Annotated in this window: 13 protein-coding genes; 3 read left to right on the top strand and 10 right to left on the bottom strand. The window is 58.1% G+C overall.

What is annotated here, in order from left to right:
* From RC54_RS18780 to msbA, 4 genes are read right to left on the bottom strand one after another with little or no spacing between them, the layout of a single operon-like run.
* The gene (locus RC54_RS18780) at window positions 1–1002 is read right to left on the bottom strand and encodes a glycosyltransferase family 8 protein (RefSeq protein ID WP_061790219.1); all 1002 of its coding nucleotides are present in this window, start codon (window positions 1000–1002) and stop codon (window positions 1–3) included.
* A gap of 50 nt (window positions 1003–1052) precedes the next feature.
* On the bottom strand, window positions 1053–2039 hold the full coding sequence (locus RC54_RS18775) for a glycosyltransferase family 8 protein (RefSeq protein WP_058896451.1): 987 nt from the start codon (window positions 2037–2039) through the stop codon (window positions 1053–1055).
* Window positions 2039–3160, bottom strand: a complete 1122-nt coding sequence (locus tag RC54_RS18770; RefSeq protein WP_061790220.1) for a glycosyltransferase family 9 protein — start codon at window positions 3158–3160, stop codon at window positions 2039–2041. The genes RC54_RS18775 and RC54_RS18770 overlap by 1 nt, the downstream gene beginning before the upstream one ends.
* Window positions 3161–3162: 2 nt before the next feature.
* Entirely contained in the window at window positions 3163–4905 is a 1743-nt protein-coding gene (gene msbA / locus RC54_RS18765; RefSeq protein WP_058896449.1) for a lipid A export permease/ATP-binding protein MsbA, read from the bottom strand.
* A gap of 550 nt (window positions 4906–5455) precedes the next feature.
* Here msbA and RC54_RS25420 point away from each other — a divergent pair.
* The 3 genes from RC54_RS25420 to RC54_RS18755 all read left to right on the top strand — a co-directional run bounded on the left by RC54_RS25420 (window position 5456) and on the right by RC54_RS18755 (window position 11589).
* Window positions 5456–5998, top strand: a complete 543-nt coding sequence (locus tag RC54_RS25420) for a hypothetical protein (protein WP_156425867.1) — start codon at window positions 5456–5458, stop codon at window positions 5996–5998.
* Window positions 5995–7305, top strand: coding sequence for a hypothetical protein (locus RC54_RS18760; protein WP_058896448.1), 1311 nt, complete (start codon window positions 5995–5997; stop codon window positions 7303–7305). Before RC54_RS25420 ends, RC54_RS18760 begins: the two co-directional genes overlap by 4 nt.
* Window positions 7306–7542: 237 nt before the next feature.
* Window positions 7543–11589, top strand: coding sequence for a tetratricopeptide repeat protein (locus RC54_RS18755; RefSeq protein WP_123020473.1), 4047 nt, complete (start codon window positions 7543–7545; stop codon window positions 11587–11589).
* A gap of 500 nt (window positions 11590–12089) precedes the next feature.
* Here the strand turns inward: RC54_RS18755 and rng are convergent, their stop codons facing one another.
* The 6 genes from rng to hemF are packed head-to-tail and all read right to left on the bottom strand — an operon-like array spanning window position 12090 to window position 17044.
* Window positions 12090–13553, bottom strand: a complete 1464-nt coding sequence (gene rng, locus RC54_RS18750; RefSeq protein ID WP_058896446.1) for a ribonuclease G — start codon at window positions 13551–13553, stop codon at window positions 12090–12092.
* Window positions 13550–14164 carry a Maf family protein gene (locus tag RC54_RS18745; protein ID WP_058896445.1) on the bottom strand — a complete coding sequence of 205 codons (615 nt, stop codon included), beginning with the start codon at window positions 14162–14164 and terminating at the stop codon, window positions 13550–13552. The genes rng and RC54_RS18745 overlap by 4 nt, the downstream gene beginning before the upstream one ends.
* A gap of 58 nt (window positions 14165–14222) precedes the next feature.
* Entirely contained in the window at window positions 14223–14693 is a 471-nt protein-coding gene (gene rlmH, locus RC54_RS18740; RefSeq protein ID WP_006464668.1) for a 23S rRNA (pseudouridine(1915)-N(3))-methyltransferase RlmH, read from the bottom strand.
* Complete coding sequence (gene rsfS, locus RC54_RS18735) at window positions 14693–15454, bottom strand: ribosome silencing factor (protein ID WP_017452204.1); 762 nt, start codon at window positions 15452–15454, stop codon at window positions 14693–14695. Before rsfS ends, rlmH begins: the two co-directional genes overlap by 1 nt.
* Window positions 15455–15458: 4 nt before the next feature.
* Window positions 15459–16124 carry a nicotinate-nucleotide adenylyltransferase gene (locus RC54_RS18730; protein WP_058896443.1) on the bottom strand — a complete coding sequence of 222 codons (666 nt, stop codon included), beginning with the start codon at window positions 16122–16124 and terminating at the stop codon, window positions 15459–15461.
* Window positions 16124–17044 carry an oxygen-dependent coproporphyrinogen oxidase gene (gene hemF / locus RC54_RS18725; protein WP_061790231.1) on the bottom strand — a complete coding sequence of 307 codons (921 nt, stop codon included), beginning with the start codon at window positions 17042–17044 and terminating at the stop codon, window positions 16124–16126. The genes RC54_RS18730 and hemF overlap by 1 nt, the downstream gene beginning before the upstream one ends.
* Window positions 17045–17151 lie beyond the last annotated feature (107 nt).

Here is a 17151-nt window from a genome sequence, read left to right as displayed (position 1 = left end):
TCAGCGCCCCAGCTTCCTGCGCACGGCCGTGAGCAGGAAGCGGGCGTTCCAGTACAGGCCGCAGGCATAGTGGCCACGCTTGATCAGGAAGCGTGCATAGACCCGCATCTCCTTGTGGTTCAGCGGTGCCGGGTCCAGTGCCAGGTCGCTCCAGGCCGACAGCGCGTGGTAACGCACATACAGTTCGCGCGCCGCATGGCCGCTCCAGTCGATCCAGGGCTTGACCAGGCCGGCGAAATGGATGATGCGAGCGTCCCCCACCGGGGTCATACTCTGGCGGCCCTGCTTGAGGTCGGCGATCATGCTGTAGATGTAATTCCACTTCACCGGGATGTAGCGCACCTGTCCATCCAGCACGATGTTGAGTGCATCCTGATCGTTGAAGCTCAGTTTCTCCGGGTTCGACACCAGCGCCCGGATGGCCGCTTCGCTGACCTTGTTCTTCTCCCAGACAGGGATGTTGATATAGAGCATCCCGGCATTGAAGTAGCGCGGGTGCTTCAGGCCCAGCACTGAATAACGTCCATCCCGCCCGTTGGCCGTCTCCCAGCCCACGTCATCGACCACCAGCGCCGTCGTGTCTTCCAGATCCATCGCCATCAGTTCTTCCAGGTCGCCCACGCACAGCATGTCGGCGTCCAGGTAGAGCACGCGGTCGGTCTGCTCCTTGAGCGTGGCCGGCACGATCAGGCGGGTGAAGGTGGATAGCGAATAGTAGGACTTGGCGATCATCTCGGCGAACTCCGCAAAGGTCTCCGGGGCCACCAGATGCGGCACCACCTTGATGTTGGGGTTGGCTTCGATGCTGCGCATCCGGCGCGTATTGTCTGCCGAGATGGCAAAGGCGAAGACGTGGAACACGAAGTGGCGCGAGGGGTTGTTGGCCACCAGCGAGGCCAGCATGGCCCCCATCGCGCGGAAATAATGATTGTCGACGCAGAAGGCGATGTGCCAGGCCTCATCGTTGGCGGAGGAGGCGCGATGCGCTTGATTCTGGAGCATGGGTTCGGAAGAGTTCATGGTTTACCGGAGTGCTGGCACTGGCCTGCGTCTTACTTCGCAGCGCGCTTGCCCAGGTAGCGCAGATACCACTTCAGACTTTCCAGCGGCCGCCCCTGGCGGTACAGGAAGCGCGAATGCATTCGCAGTTCCTTGGTATTGCGCGGCTCCTGGTCCAGCGCCATGTCGGCCCAGGGCGAGATATCCAGGTAGCGCCGGAACAGCGTGCAGGCCTCGTGCCGGCTCCACGCCGCCCACGGCTTCACGGCGCCGGCGAAGTGGACGAAGATGGCCTTGCCCACCGGTTTGAGGGCGAACTTGTTGACGTTCAGGTCGTGGATCAGGTCATACAGGTAGTTCCACTTCGGCGAGACATAACGCGCGCGGCCATTGAGGACGATATTGAGCGCATCCTGGTCGTTGAAGCGCATGTCGGTCTTGCTGTTGAGCAGGGCATCGAGGGTCTTGGGGGTGATGTCTTCGGCCAGCCATCTGGCGATGTTGATGAAGATGACCCCGCCATTGAAATATTCATTGTGCGCCAGGCCCAATGCCGCCACCCGGCGCTGCAGCGTGACCGGTGCATCCGGCACCACCACGGCGATCTCCTGCGAGATATCCATGTCCACCAGTTCATCGAGGCGGTTGAAGCAGAGGATGTCGGCATCCAGGTACAGCACGCGGTCGGTGACCTCGGCCAGCACGGTGGGGATCACCAGGCGCGTGAAGATCGACAGCGAGTAATGCGAATGCCCCAGGAAGTGCGAGAACTGGGTGAAATCGTTCAAGTCCAGCAGGTGCAGCTCGGTCTTGACCCGATACATCGATTCCAATTGCTTCAGGCGTCGCTGGTGGTCCTCGGACACCTCGAAGGCCAGCACGTGGAAGGTGAAATGCTGGCCCGGATTATTGGCCACGATGGAGGCGATGGTGCCGCCCATGGCGCGGAAATAATGGTTATCGACGCAGAAGGCGATATGGAAGGAAGGCTTGCCGTTGCCGGGCTGCGCCTGGATCTCTGCTTGGCTGGGGAGGTTCATCAGATGGCCTTCATGACTTGTTCGACGCTGACCGCCTTGACCCAGTCGCGGCGACCGGGCGCGGTAATGACGGTGCTGTGGGCGCGATCGACCGGCACCCACTCCGGGTTCTTCTGGCGCATGAGCGCAATGACCGGCACCTGTACCGCATTGGCCAGGTGCATCACCGCGGTTTCCACCGAGATGATCAGGTCGCAGCAGGCCAGCATGGCCGGCAATTGGAAGAAGTTTTCCTCGGCGCTGAACAGTTGCGTGCGCTGCAGCCCATAGCGGCCGATCACTTCGCGTGCGTTGGCCAGTTCCTGCGGTACGGCATTGACGATGAAGCAGGCATCCTGCCAGCCGTCACGCGCCTGCATGGCCGCAATCAGCGCAGCCACGTGTTCCAGCGGCCAGCAGCGTTTCTTGGTCTTGGCGTAGGGATTGATGAAGACCAGCTTGCCCGCGCGCGGTGCGAACTGCCAGGCGGCCAGTTGATCCTGTGCATAGTGCTGCCACTGCGCTGGAATATCGACGAACGGAAAGCGCGCCTGGCCGCTCACGTCCAGGCCGCTCAACTGCCGGAACCAGTGGGCATAGACATCGCTGATGTGGTGCTCGGGCGTGGCGCTGTGGTAGGGCGGCATGGCCGCATCGAGCTTGCGATAGGCCAGCAGGTGATGCGGCTGGAACAGCTTGACCGATTTCTTCATGCCCACCACCCAGCCCTCGGGGCTGATCTCGCGCGCCAGGCCAGCGTACAGATGCGGACGCAGGGTGGCCAGCGAGACCACGATGGGATAGTGCTCGCGGCGCGCTTCGGCGATCGAGGCACGGTACAGCTCGGGACTGTAGGTCTGGGTATAGACCTTGGCGAAGAAGGGGCAGGCGGCGGTCCAGTCGTACAAGGAATATTTCTTCAGATGCGGCCATTGGCTGGCATCGGCGGTGCGCCGTACTTCGTCGACCCACAGATGAATCTTCATATGCGGGTGTTGCGCGGCAAAGCCACGGAAGAAATTCTGCAGATAGGTGAAATCACCCAGCGCCAGGTGCGCGATGAAGAGGATCTTGTCCGATTTCTGCAGCAGTTCGGCGGGGATCAGGGTGCTCAGGGTGTTCTGGGTAGTCTGGTTGCTCATGCTCAGAGGGAGGCTTCCTTTTGCTGGGAGAACTGCAGGCGGTACAGGTTGGCGTAGACGCCTTCCTTTTGCAGCAGCTCCTGATGGGTGCCGATCTCGGCGATCTGGCCATGCGCCAGCACCACGATGCGATCGGCGCGTTCGATGGTGGACAGGCGGTGGGCGATGACGAAGGTGGTGCGGCCTTGCATCAACCGCTCCAGCGCGGCCTGCACGGCGCGTTCGGATTCGGTATCCAGCGCCGAGGTGGCTTCGTCCAGGATCAGGATGGGCGCATCCTTGTAGATGGCGCGGGCAATGGCCACACGCTGGCGCTGGCCACCCGACAGGCGCGAACCATTGTCGCCCAAGCGGGTCTGCAAGCCCTCGGCCAGACCGGCCACCACGTCGCCCAGGTGCGCGGCTTCCACGGCGGCCTCGATGCGCGCCGGGTCCGGCGTGGCATCACCGTAGGCGATGTTGGCCGCCAGGGTATCGTCGAAGAGCACGGTGTTCTGGTTGACCATGGCGATCTGGCGCCGCAGGCTCTCCAGCGAGATGGTCTCGATGTCGCGGCCATCGAGCCGGATCTCGCCGGCCGTGCAGGAGTAGAAGCCGGGGATCAGGCTTACCAGGGTGGACTTGCCGCCACCGGACATACCCACGAAGGCGATGGTCTCGCCAGCCTCGACGTGCAGGTTGATGTTCTTGAGCGCCAGTTGTTCGTGACCGGGATAGGTAAAGCCGACCTCGACGAAATCCAGCCGGCCGGTAGCACGCCCGCTCAAGGCTTGGCCGGTGGTGCGTTCGGTGGTCTTGTCGATGAGCTTGTAGACTTCTTCGGCCGCGGCCATGCCGCGTTGCAGAGGGCCGTTGATCTCGGCCAGTTGCTTCAAGGGCGTGAGCAGCATCAGCATGGCCGTAATGAAGGACACGAAGCCGCCCACGGTGATCTGGCCATTGCCCGACTGGATCAGGGCCATCACGATCACCACGGCCACGGCGGTGGCGGTCATGAGCTGGGTGATGGGCACCGTGGAAGAGAAGGCGGCCGTCATGCGCATGGTATAGCTGCGCAGGTTCTCGGCGCGGCGGTTGAAGCGTTCCTTCTCGTAGTCCTGGCCGCCGAAGATCTTGATGACCTGCTGGGCGCGCGTGGTTTCCTCGATCACCTGGGTCATCTCGGCATTGACCGCCAGCGAATCGCGGTTGAGTTTCTTGAGGCGCTTGCCGGTGGTACGCACCACCAGCGTCACCAGCGGCAGCAGCACCAGGGTGACGATGGTCAGCACCCAGTTCAGGTACAGCAGCCAAGCCAGCAGACCCAGCACCGTCAGGGCCGAGCGCAGGATGGAGGTGAATACCTTGGTCACCATGTCGATGATCTGCTGCACCTCGAACATCATGGAGTTGATGACCTTGCCCACGGTATTGGTGGCATAGAAGTGCAGCGGCAGGTCCAGCATCCGGGCGAACATCTGGCGCCGCAGTTCATTCAGGATGCGGGTGGAGACCCAGGTCATCATGTAGGAGCTGGTAAAGGTGGCGATGCCGCGGATGAAGAAGATGCCGATCACCGCCGCCGGTACCAGCCACAGCGAAAAGGCTGGCTTGCCCACGAAGCCCTTGTCCAGCAGCACCTGGAAGATATAGGGCACCACCGGTTCGGTGGCGGCGGTGACGATCATGGCAATGAATGCCAGGGACAGCCTCTTCTTGTAGGGCCAGTGCAGGGCCGCCAGGCGTTTCATGTTGTTGGACAGCATCGGGGGAATCCTTGCTTGCAGGTCGTGCAGAGACGAAAAAGAGAGATTATGCCGTGTTCGCCGGTCTGGCAGGCACTTCCTGGGAGCCTGACGACAAGATCAGCATCGGGAGGTCCGGTATCATCACGCCGTTGTTGCGCCTCGGGAACGAAAAACACTGGCAATGCGCCGTGAAATTGCCGATAGGAGGAAGACTGCAAGGGACGTATGGGTGGGCATGGAAAGAGAGAAAGCGTCGCTGGCCAGCTAAAAGAGTGCGCATTGTAATGCATGTGCTGTGGCCGTTGACCTGCGCGGCGATGAGATCGGGATAATGTTAAATGGATAAGAATGTGAATGTTTTCCTGAATGGATCCGATGCTCATTTCTTCAGCACTAATGGCGAGCCCCTGAGGGGTGATTGCGCTAAAATGAGCCACGCTCAGCCTAGCAATATCGCAACTCACGGCAAAATCCAGTAAAAGAAGTGCGACTACAGGTTCTCGATCCATGACCGGCCGCACGTTGATTGACGCGACATGCGTGCGGCGCTAATGATGAAGAGTGAGTAATGGCAAGAAAAAAACCGCCTTCAAGAGTCGTGGTTTCGCGGTCTCGAAATAATCCACATCGCAAGTTGATTGCTGCCGTGCCCACGTTGAGCCAGAGATTGGCACTCTCAGGGCAAGTGTCCTATGGGCCTTCGGCCAAGCATAAATTCCATCCAGTCGCGTACGGATTGGCACCTTATCAGGGACAAGATGTTGAGCGGACGTACTGCGACGAACATGCAAATTTTGATCAGAGCCAATGGGGGCAGATCCCCTTGCTCTTAGCGAGGGCAGTCAAACTGGGGCTTTGGTCTGAGCAAGACAATAAAGGTGCACCGAGCTTGCTGTGGACACTGTCTGACACTGGTTGGATTTACGAGCTACGTATTACCAATGCAGGACAGTTTCAGTATCACGGCTATCCGATACTGCCTGACGATGCATTTGCACGCCATGTTTTAGTGCGCGCCAGGGCGGTTCTCAATGCTGAAATGGGTCTTGCAAACTTCCATGATGCCGGGTTGGCATCAGCTATTGCCGCGGCAGAAGCCTTTTATCGATGAATACCTCTCGCTCTTTCACTTTTTCGGCCAACTGGCCAGATCCCACTGACGATGTGGCCGAGTTCAGATTGCAACTCGGCCACACGGTGATTTCAAGAATTGCGGATATTGGTAAAGGGACCAATCGTGATTACTTTCGTGCTTCGGCCACCACCCTTGCATTCTGGCTGGCGGATAACTGGTGGCGCCTGCGTTGGGAAACCCTTAGCGGGAATGGCCTTCCGTCGATCGATTGGCGTTTGCGTCATGAGTTGAATTCTGCCGCTGGTGGTGAGCTCTGGCCGCGCGTCATGATTTACAGCGTTGGCGATCGCATCGCTTTTGCTCCAAGTGTCGGGAAAAAGACAGTGGGTGGTCCACAGGCTTATTTTGATTTTCCAGTCGGTGTGGTGCCCGCGGATGACTATGAAAGGGAGCTGGATGCGCTGTTGGCTGCGATTCTTGGTCATTGCGCGAAGATGGCTGATGGCGAGGCTCTTCAAACCCTGGTCGCCCAAATCGCCAGAGAACGTAACGACCCGGAGCTGGCCGGCTGGAGGCGGCTGGAGGCTTGTCTGGGGTTCGATGCCGACATGGCGCCGGACGCGGTGATCAATGCCTTGGTTGACTTGGAAGCGATTGCTGGTGAAAACGGCGTTGAAGAAGCCGCACGCGCAGTTCCAGGTGCGAACTGTCCACAGACATTGCACACGGTGATCGAAGCCACCAAGGCATCGACCTTGGAGATTGATCTTGGTATGGCCGCAGAGATCAGTGAATTTTTGTCCGACCAGGCTTTGCCAAGCGCTGTCAGTCCGTGGCGGATGGCTGAAGTTGCCGCTGACCATCTCCGAGAAATCATCGGTATCGTGCGCGGGCCGCTTAACAATGACGAATTGACGGCACTGCTCAAGATTCGCTGGGACGATATCAAAGCCGCCACCGCAACAGCGAGGAAACTGCCCTATACCGCCCGCATCGATGGCCAGGGCAAATCGCGTGTCGCGCTCCAAAACAAAGTGCCGGTATCGCTACGCTTTGAGTTGATGCGTCAGCTAGGGGACGCCGTGTGGGCACAGGAGGAGCATTTTGGCATCGTGAGCCGCTCGAAAAGCGACCGACAACGATTCCAGCGCGCCTTTGCAAACAGTTTGCTGTGCCCCTTTGATGACATACAGAGAGAACTGGATGTGGCCAATCCCACGCCTGAGGACATGGAAGAGGTCGCTCGTCGATATGCGGTACACCCGTCAGTGGTTCGCTACCAATTGGTCTATAAGGGCTATCTTCCTTTTGAGAATGCCAGTGAGGCTGTTGAGGCGGTGTAGCGGCGATATTCACATCAGGATGATGGATCGATATCCGGCATGTGTTTACTCACACTGAATATTCGAATTGGTCGAAAGGAATAAGGACGAAATGAGCTTGAGCACCAAGTCGGGAGGGCTTCCCGAACTCGAAAAGGCGTGGACGGTAATCCCAAAGCAGTCCCATCTACGCCCTATTCGAAGTGCGTGAATAAGCATGGGCGATGAATTTTGTGCCTCGATCTTGAGAGATTAGATATGACAGTTTTTTCTGCAGGTCCTGACCTGATCTCTGCCCCAGAAGGGGATCCTCGGCGTCAGGCAATTGCCTCTCTAAGAGGTTACGCCTATCAGTTGCGAGTTAGTGCATTGGCTTGGATTGGCTTAAAAGCTGGAGAAGAGCTACATCTTGAAGTTGCTGAGGATTATGCGATTGCAACAGAAGACGCGCTAAAAGGTGTGCAGGTTAAAGATACGGCGAATTCTGGGTCATTGACGATCAATAACGCTGATGTCTCCGAAGCGCTAGACGCGTATGTCGATTTGGTCGAGCGCAATACTAACCGCCGGGTGAGCTTCCATTTTCTGACGACCGCAAGTCTGGGGAAAGAGCGGGATCACGCCGATCGGGTGAACGGACAAGGAGTGTTGGAATATTGGCGCCTGGCAGCAGCCGGAGCAGACGTCGCTCCACTCAGGAGGGCTCTATTGAGCGCTTTGTCATCAGACAAGGTGCGTCAATTTATTCAAACTCGCAATGACGAACAGCTAAGAGGTGAGCTATTAAGGCAAATTCATTGGGATTGTCAGCAGGAGGATCTGGCGGGAATTACCGAACAGCTCGATGCTTCAATAATTGAATTTGCTTCAGAGCGATTTGGATTGTCGCCGACCGATTGTAAGGGTCTTACGGATAGGGTGCTATGTGAAGTTTTGGATGCCATCGTTAAGCCACAGTCCGAGCGACGTTTACGCACTGCGGATCTGTTAAAGCTTTGTGAATCGCATACTCAGACTCCGGTGCCGAATGCGCTGTTAGTTCGTTTGCTGTCTGAGCAACTACCCGCGACGGCCAACAGGAATGTCTTGCAGCCAACATCTCTTCTTGAACCTGTTGAAAATCTGCCATTCCCATCCCTCATCGTGCCGAGGCAGTCGCTCATCACATCTGCACTGGGCTTATTGCACCAGCATCAATTTTTAGTCCTTGCAGGAGGGAGCGGCCTCGGTAAAACACTCGCTGCCCGCATGGTCGCCTCTCGATACGAGGGGCGTTGGCTTATTCTTGATCTGCGGGATATGCCTGCCGTCGAGATATGCCGGCGCATTGATACGGTGATAGGGCAGATTGTGTCTCGTAGCTTTGAAGGGATTATCGTTGATGATCTGAATGAGCTGGAAACATCTGCTGTCACGCTGAAAATGGCTCGACTCCTGCTCGCTATCAAAAGGCAGGATGGTGCATGTATTGTTACATGCTATAGGCAGCCCTCTAAGGCAGTTGCAGATCGTCTTGGTATCGAGGTTTTGCCATCGGTCCCAGTAGAAAATCTTAGTTTTGAAGAAGTAGCAGAATTAGTGCTTAAAGCAGGAGGCTCAGAGCGTGCAGCGTTTTTAGCGTATGTCTATGGCGGAAATGGGCATCCCCAACTGGTGCGCGCATTCATGGCCTATGCCAAGAGTATTGGATGGGCGGAGTTGGAGAGTAGCCAAGCCGTCACAAATATCGAAAACATCCAAGCGGATCTGAAATCTGATCAGCGTCAATTGCGCAGATCGCTGATTGATCGGTTCGATGAGAATACTCGAACGCTCTTATATCGACTCAGCCTGCTGATCGGTCGATTTGATCGAGCATTGGCTCTGCAAATAGGTGGGATAGATCCAGCCATCCGCCTTGCTGGAGAAAGTTTGGATCAGCTCGTAGGACCATGGATTGACGACGTGGGAGCGGAGCGCCTGCGAATATCACCACTTGTGGAACGTGCGGGCGAAGAGGTATTGGATAGCCAGGAACAGCAAGCTATTCATTGCCGCGCTGCCGAGGTACTGGCCGGCAATGAAGCGATCCAAGCTGAGAAAGCAAATGCTATTTATTTACATGCAAAAAGAGGCCATGCAGACTGGGTATTGTTAAAAATGGCCCTTGCAATCATAGCTGAAGGAATGAGGAAACCAAGTGCAATTGCTGATTGGATCCCCAGTCTTGTCGGCGAACCGACTGACGTTCTGATCTATCCACGTAATCCTCACACTTCACGTTATTTAAGATTTGCGCAACTTTTGCTGCTCGCTGAGCGTAAATCAGAAGAATTGCAGCTCTCTACATGGAGGGTGCTGTGCGAGGAAATTAAAAATGCGCCAAACGATGATGAGCGAGCAGTATTTGAGTATCTAGTTCTTAGTAAAGTACTCATTTCAAATAATCTTGCAAGTGTACTGCCCAATCCCATCGGACTCCTTGAGCGACACCACGAGCTGACAAGCTCTAATACCCAGTTCCAATCTGTCATGGCGGGTGCAGAGGAGCACCAGAGAGAGGAGAGTGGAGCACCTGTTAATGTATCCAGTCTCTTCTTTGTGACCCAGGCAATGGGCGTTCAAACGATAGAAAAGCAGTACGCTCTATTCGTCGAACTTGGAAAGCTTAGTAAGGAAGCGCGCGAAAAATACTTTTTAGAGCCGAATGACTCGCTTGACGCTTGCCATTCGATTGTCAACGCGGCTTGGCTTGCTGAGTTAAAGGCCGGCACGCTCGATTGGCAACGCGCTGCTGACACATTCCTTGGGCTCGCAACGCTTGTAGAGGAATGGGAGAAGAAAGAATTTGCTCTGTATTTCCACGTAGCGCGAAGTGTCATGCTTGATGAGTATGGAAATCAAACAAACCAAGCTTTGGAAGCGCTCGAGCTAGCTGACTCGGTATGCGGCGCCAACGCTATTACGACACGAGCGCGCGCAAGAATTTATTTTAGAGGTAAAAAATTTGCTGAATCTCTCTCTGCATTCGAACAGTTGTCATCAGACTTGTCGATGTATGGCCCTCTAGAACAGTTCTTTATTGGTAGAGAAACAGCGATCAGTGCATCGAAGATTGATGACTGGGCCAAATGCGCCGCGTGGTTTCAAATGGCGATCGACGCGTCGGAGAAGGTTGCCAGTGAGAATCTGGAACCGATGTTCTTGGGGGTAAGGGCAGACCATGCGCTTGCCATGTACAAGGCTGGAAATTTTGATGCAGCTATTGCGGAAATCGACAGTGTGTTATCTGATATGCCGCAGACGGAAGACGAATCATCGCTGAGTGCTGTCTATTGTCGCCGAGTAATACCCCATGGATTACTTTGGATGTATTCGCACGTAAAAAGCGGACACGCTGTGCTGGTCAATGATCAGCCGCCCGTTTTTGAGGCCGGGATGTGTAGTAATCCCGAGCCGCCGGCTGCAATACGGGAGCATCCTCGCACAAGCAAAATGACTTCCTGGCATCTTTGGGCCGCAATCAAGTCTTACCACTCGAGCGCCATCGAAGCACGGGCAGAATTGGACAAGCGAATTGGCGGGCGGATTTATCCAAGCCTCGAGTTTGTAACCAGGCACCGTTTCTTGGAAGACACTATTCGTAAGGTGGATGCTGTTGAGTTTGCCCAGCTCATTAAACCCTGGTTGGATGTCAATGCACTGGTTCATGCCAAGCGGGAGGAAATGAAAGCGGATTCACCGATCTCTCCCAAGGAGGGAGAAATTCCTTCACTACAAGGAATTCAGCTGGAAGACGAATGGATTGAAGGTAATGCGATAGATGCTATCCAAACCTTTGCAGTGAACGCAGCGATGAGCGGGCGCAGTGAATCATTGAAGACATTACAAGTTGCACTTGAAAATATTGTGCTGCCTAAAGGCGCGCGTAAAGTGCTTGAACTGATGATTTCGATTGATCCCGACGCGACCGAGGATACGTTGCAACGCTATGTGGCAGAGGAGATTCAGTCTGTTCTTAGAGGTAAGGATCAAACGCCAGAGCAGTTGTTTGCGTCGACATTACGATTTGTGCAGGTAGGAGCACGATCAAGCTTTAAGCCCGCAGTCGAAAGTCACTTAATTAGATGGGCAAAGCATCATTGGAGAGAAATGCTGCAGCGTCGGTTCGCTTTTAAAAATCCCGATGTCTACCTGCCGGCAATTGGTGCTACGTTGAGCGTACCCGGCCTGAATGGTATTGCTGCTATTCTTCTTGCCGCAGAACCAGCTTTAAAAATCAATCTCTCTGAGAGCTTCAGGATTTGGTTAAAAAGCCTTCGTTAACGTAATAAGCACAGCGAATCAGGGAAACGCCGATAGCCATATCGGCTTTATGGCTGCCAGTTCGCAAAGACGCTGATGCAGCTCCTCGTCATCAGGACGAGGAGATTCGTAGTGGTACAAGGAGCGGGGAATTCCTATCAGCCCGCCAGCTTGCGATCCCACTTGCAGATAACGTGAACGTAAGTCCGTCTCCATCGGACTTTGCGAGTGCTTTCCCATCTCGCAACCAGTTCCGCAACTGAAGGTCACTAAGCTTGCTCGTGGAATCCGTTTTCGATATTTTTTCCCCCACCTTCGTTAGGAGTAGGTCAGCTGGATGAGTGGCCAGGAAATTGGCGCAATATCAGAGTAGTGTTCGTTCCAGCTACCCGCTGAGCTGCCCAAGTGGGTAGCTAGGGCGATATATTGGTATAAACAAGGATAAAGTGTCAAAAATGAAGAACCCGCTACAGTAGCGGGTTCTGGGGTGATTTTATGTTCGAGGATAGCCTTGGATATACTCACATCAAAATGATGTCGTACTGCTCCTGCTGATAATCACTCTGCACCTGCAAGGAAATCGGCTTGCCGATGAAATCCCCCAGCATGGCCAGGTGTTGCGATTCTTCCTCCAGGAACATGTCCACCACCACCTGCGAGGCCAGGATGCGGAATTCGCGCGGATTAAACTGCTTGGCTTCGCGCATGACTTCGCGCAGGATTTCGTAGCACACCGTGCGCGAGGTCTTGACCTGTCCGCGTCCCTTGCAGGCCGGGCAGGTTTCGCACAGGATATGGGCCAGCGATTCGCGGGTGCGCTTGCGGGTCATTTCCACCAGCCCCAGGGTGGAGAAGCCCGATACCGAGATCTTGGTGCGGTCACGCTGCAAGGCCTTGCCCAGCTCGGCCAGCACGGCCTGGCGATGCTCCGTGCTTTCCATGTCGATGAAATCCAGGATGATGATGCCGCCCAGGTTGCGCAGCCGTAACTGGCGTGCAATGGCGTGCGCCGCTTCCAGGTTGGTCTTGAAGATGGTGTCGTCGAAGTTGCGACCATTGACGAAGCTGCCGGTGTTCACATCGATGGTGGTCATCGCTTCGGTCTGGTCGACGATCAGGTAGCCGCCTGACTTCAGGTCCACCCGTCGTCCCAGCGCCCGTTCGATTTCCTCTTCCACGCCATACAGGTCGAACAGCGGGCGCTCGCCACGATAGTGCATCAGCTTGGTCAGCACCGAAGGCGTGTAGATGGCGCCGAACTCCTGCAGCATGTGGAAGTTCTCGCGCGAATCGACCTGGATGGTGGCGGTATGGTCACTGACGAAGTCGCGCAGCACGCGTTGCGCCAGCGACAGGTCCTGGTGCAGCAGGGTCGGTGCTGGCTTGGTCTTGGCCTGCTTGGTGATGGTGGCCCAGGTGGTGCGCAGGTATTCGACGTCCATCTGCAGGTCGGCGTCGGAGGCGTCCTCGGCCATGGTGCGGATGATGAAGCCGCCTTTTTCTTCTGGCGGCAGCAGGGCCTGTACCTTGCTGCGCAACAGTTCGCGCTCGGCTTCGTTTTCGATGCGTTGCGAGATGCCGATGTGCTTGTCCTGCGGCAGGTAGACCAACATGCGCCCGGCAATGGAAATCTGCGTGGACAGGCGCGCGCCCTTGGTGCCGATCGGATCCTTGATGACCTGCACCGTGATGGTCTGGCCATCGTGCAACAGTTTCTCGATGGGAATGGCCGGCGCGTTCTGGCCGTCGTGCGGACGGGCTTCCCAGATGTCGGCCACGTGCAGGAAGGCGGCACGCTCCAGGCCAATGTCGATGAAGGCCGATTGCATACCCGGCAGTACCCGCACTACCTTGCCCAGATAGATATTGCCGGCCAGGCCGCGTGAGAGCGTGCGCTCGATGTGCAGTTCCTGCACCGCCCCCTGCAGGATCAGCGCCACGCGCGTCTCCTGCGGCGTGATGTTGATGAGGATGTCTTCGCTCATAGGATGCGAACGCCCGCTTGTTGTAATAGTTGAGCCGTCTCGAACAGCGGCAGTCCCATGATACCGGAATGGCTGCCCACGATATGGCTGATGAAGACCGACGCCAGGCCTTGGATGCCGTAGGCACCAGCCTTGTCGTAAGGCTCGACGGTGTTGCAATAGGCGGCGATGGCCTCGTCGGTGAGCGCGGCGAAGCTGACGTCGGATTGCTGCACGATCTGCCAGACCTCGGTGTCCACGCCATGCGTGACGCCCACGGCCACGCTGGTCAAGACCTGGTGGGTGCGGCCGGAGAGCAGGGTGATCATGCGCACCGCTTCGTCGTGATCGGCCGGCTTGCCCAGGATCAGGTCGTCCACCACCACGGTGGTGTCGGCCGCGAGCAGCGGGCGATGCGGCAACTGGCGCAGGATCATGGTCTGCTGGGCGCTGTCGAGCTTGGCGCGGGTCACGCGGGCGACGTAGTCCAGCGGGGCTTCGCCGGGCAGCACGCTTTCGTCGACTTCCTTGTCCGAGAGCAGCAGTTCGAAATCGATGCCGATCTGGCGCAGCAGTTCGCGCCGGCGCGGGCTTTTGGAGGCGAGGTAGATTTTGTGGTCCGCTTGTTTCATTGAGCCATGCATCATGTCAAAGGCCGGTGCCAGCAGGGCTGGCCGGCGGTGGACGAATTCAGGCGCGGTGATACGGATGGTTCTGCGTAATCGACCAGGCCCGGTACAGTTGCTCGGCCAGCATCACCCGCACCATGCCATGCGGCAAGGTCATGCTGGAGATGCGGATGAGCGTGTCGGCCCCCGCCTTGAAGCCGGGATCGAGACCATCGGCGCCGCCGATGACGAAGGCCACGTCGCGCCCATCCTGTTGCCACTGCACCAGTTGTTGCGACAACTGCACCGAGGTCCAGTCGCGGCCGCGCTCGTCCAGCGCAATCACGCGCGCCCCCTTGGGCAGCGCCGCTTCGATCTTCTCGCGCTCCTGCGCCATCACGGTCTCGGCCGTGCGGCTGCCGGAGCGCTCGACGGGTTTGATTTCCTTGAGGATGATCCGGCATTCCGGGGGCATACGCTTGGCGTACTCCTGGAAGCCGGTCTCGATCCACGCCGGCATCTTGTGGCCGACGGCGGCGATGACCAGCTGCATCAAGCCTTGCTGGAACGCTTGGCGGCCGGCTTCTTGGCGGTCTCGCTCTTGGCCGGCGCCACGCGCACGGTCTTGCCGGTCGGGGTCTTGGGCGCAGCCGCCTTGCGGGTGGTGGCGGCCTTGGTCGTGGTGGTTTTGCTGCCGGCAGCCGTGCCACGGGTGGTGGTGGTCTTGGCTGCGGTGGTCTTGGTGCCGGTGGTACGGGTAGTGCGGGTCGACCCGGTGGCAGCGCGGGTACCGGTGGTGGTCGCAGTGGTCGTGCGCGGCTTGCGGGCCGGCTTCTTCGGTGCGTCCTCATCATCGTCCAGGGCCTGGCTGGCTTCGACCGCTTCGGCCTGGGCGCGGGTGCGGCGGGTCTTGGGGGCCGGGGCTTCGTCGGCGGCGGCGCGCTTGGCGGCAGCCGAGGTGCCGGTGCGCTTGGCTGCACCCAGCTTGACTTCCTTGTCACCCCAGATTTCTTCCAGGCGGTAGTAGGTACGGATGGCCGGCTGCATGATGTGCACGATCATGTCACCCAGGTCGACCAGCACCCATTCGCCGGTGTCTTCGCCTTCGATGCTGACGACGTTGCCGCCCTTGGCCTTGACCTTGTCGCGCACGGAGGCAGCCAGCGCCTTGGTCTGGCGGTTCGAGGTACCGGAGGCAATGGCCACACGGTCGAACAGGCTGGTCAGGTGCGTGGTGTCATAGATGCGGATTTCTTGGGCCTTGACGTCTTCCAGGGCGTCCACGACCAGGGTTTGCAGTTTTTTGATGTCCATTGGTTTAATGTCGGTACAGATGTTGTTGTTCGATATAGTCTAGCACCCTGCCCGGGATCAGCGAATCGGGTCGGGTGCCGCGTTGCAGCTGGGCACGGATTTCAGTCGATGAAATATCGACCGCCAGCCCTAAGGCCAGGTAGCCGTATCCGTGCGGGGTGCTGCGGATGTCTTGCGGCGCAGCGTTGCGCCGCTTGAATTCTTCTCTCACGGCCGGCGGCACGTGCGCGTCGGCCAGCTCGAAGCCGGGCCGGGAGGCGGCGCACAGGTGCGCCAGGTCAAACAGTTCCTGCCAGTGTTGCCAGGTGTCCAGGTGCTGCAACTGGTCGGCGCCCATCAGGAACACGATGGACACTGCCGGCCCCAGCTCGGCGCGCAGCGCGCGCAGGGTGTCGATGGTGTAGGTGGCGCTGGCGCGGCGGATTTCCTGTTCATCGATCACCACCGGTACCTGCTGGCGGTCGAAGGCCAGCCTGACCATTTCCACGCGATCGGCCGGCGCCGCCTGCAAGCCATGCTTCTGCCAGGGATTGCCGGTGGGAATGACGCGCAGCTCATCCGGTTGCAGCAGTTGCACGAAGTGCTCGGCCAGGCGCACATGACCATTGTGCACCGGATCGAAGCTGCCGCCGAGCACGGCAATGCAGCGTGGCGCCGCAGGCGGCGCCATTACAGCCATTCCTTGTGTACCAGGAAGTCCGAATACAGCGCAGCTTCCGGGCTGCCGGGTTCGGGATGCCAGTCATAGCGCCATTTCACCAGCGGCGGCATGGACATCAGGATGGACTCGGTACGGCCCCCCGATTGCAGCCCGAACAGCGTGCCACGGTCGAAGACCAAGTTGAATTCCACGTAACGTCCGCGGCGATAAGCCTGGAAGTCGCGCTCGCGCTCGCCATAGGGGGTGTCGCGGCGGGCTGCCACGATGGGCAGGTAGGCCTCCAGGAAGGCGTCGCCCACGCTGCGTTGCATGGCAAAGGCTTGCTCGAAGGGCAGGGCGTTGAAGTCATCGAAGAAGATGCCGCCCACGCCACGCGGTTCCTTGCGGTGTTTCAGGTAAAAATATTCATCACACCAGGCCTTGAAGCGCGGATACAGGTCTTCGCCATAGGGCTGGAGGGCAGCGCGGCAGGTGCGGTGGAAGTGGACTGCATCTTCCTTCACACCGTAGTAAGGCGTGAGGTCCATGCCGCCGCCGAACCACCAGACCGGCTCTTCACCCTCGGCATGGGTGCTGAAGAAGCGCACATTCATATGCACCGTCGGCACATAGGGATTGCGCGGATGCAGCACCAGCGACACCCCCATGGCTTCCCAGGCGCGGCCGGCCAATTGCGGGCGGTTGGCTGCAGCCGAGGGCGGCAGCTTCTGGCCCATCACGTGCGAGAAGCCCACGCCGCCGCGCTCCAGCAGGTTCCCTTCCTCCAGCAGGCGCGAGGTGCCGCCGCCGCCTTCGGGACGTTCCCAGGAATCCGACAGGAAGGACTTGCCATCGGCCGCTTCCAGGGCCGCGACGATGCGCTCTTGCAGGTCTTGCAGGTAAGCCTTGACGGCTGCGGTAGGGGTGGAGGTGTTGGAATGGGTGGTCACGGGCGAGTCGCTCTGATGCACGGTTACTGGACGGAAATGCGTTCCAACCCGCCATTGTACCTTGCCAGGCCCACCCTGGGGCGGCAAAAGCCGGTCCGGCACACGCC

It is taken from the genome of Herbaspirillum rubrisubalbicans, assembly GCF_003719195.1.
Taxonomy (GTDB): domain Bacteria; phylum Pseudomonadota; class Gammaproteobacteria; order Burkholderiales; family Burkholderiaceae_D; genus Herbaspirillum; species Herbaspirillum rubrisubalbicans.
Note: the sequence above shows the minus strand (reverse complement) of the source record. Positions and strands in the feature narration are given on the sequence as shown.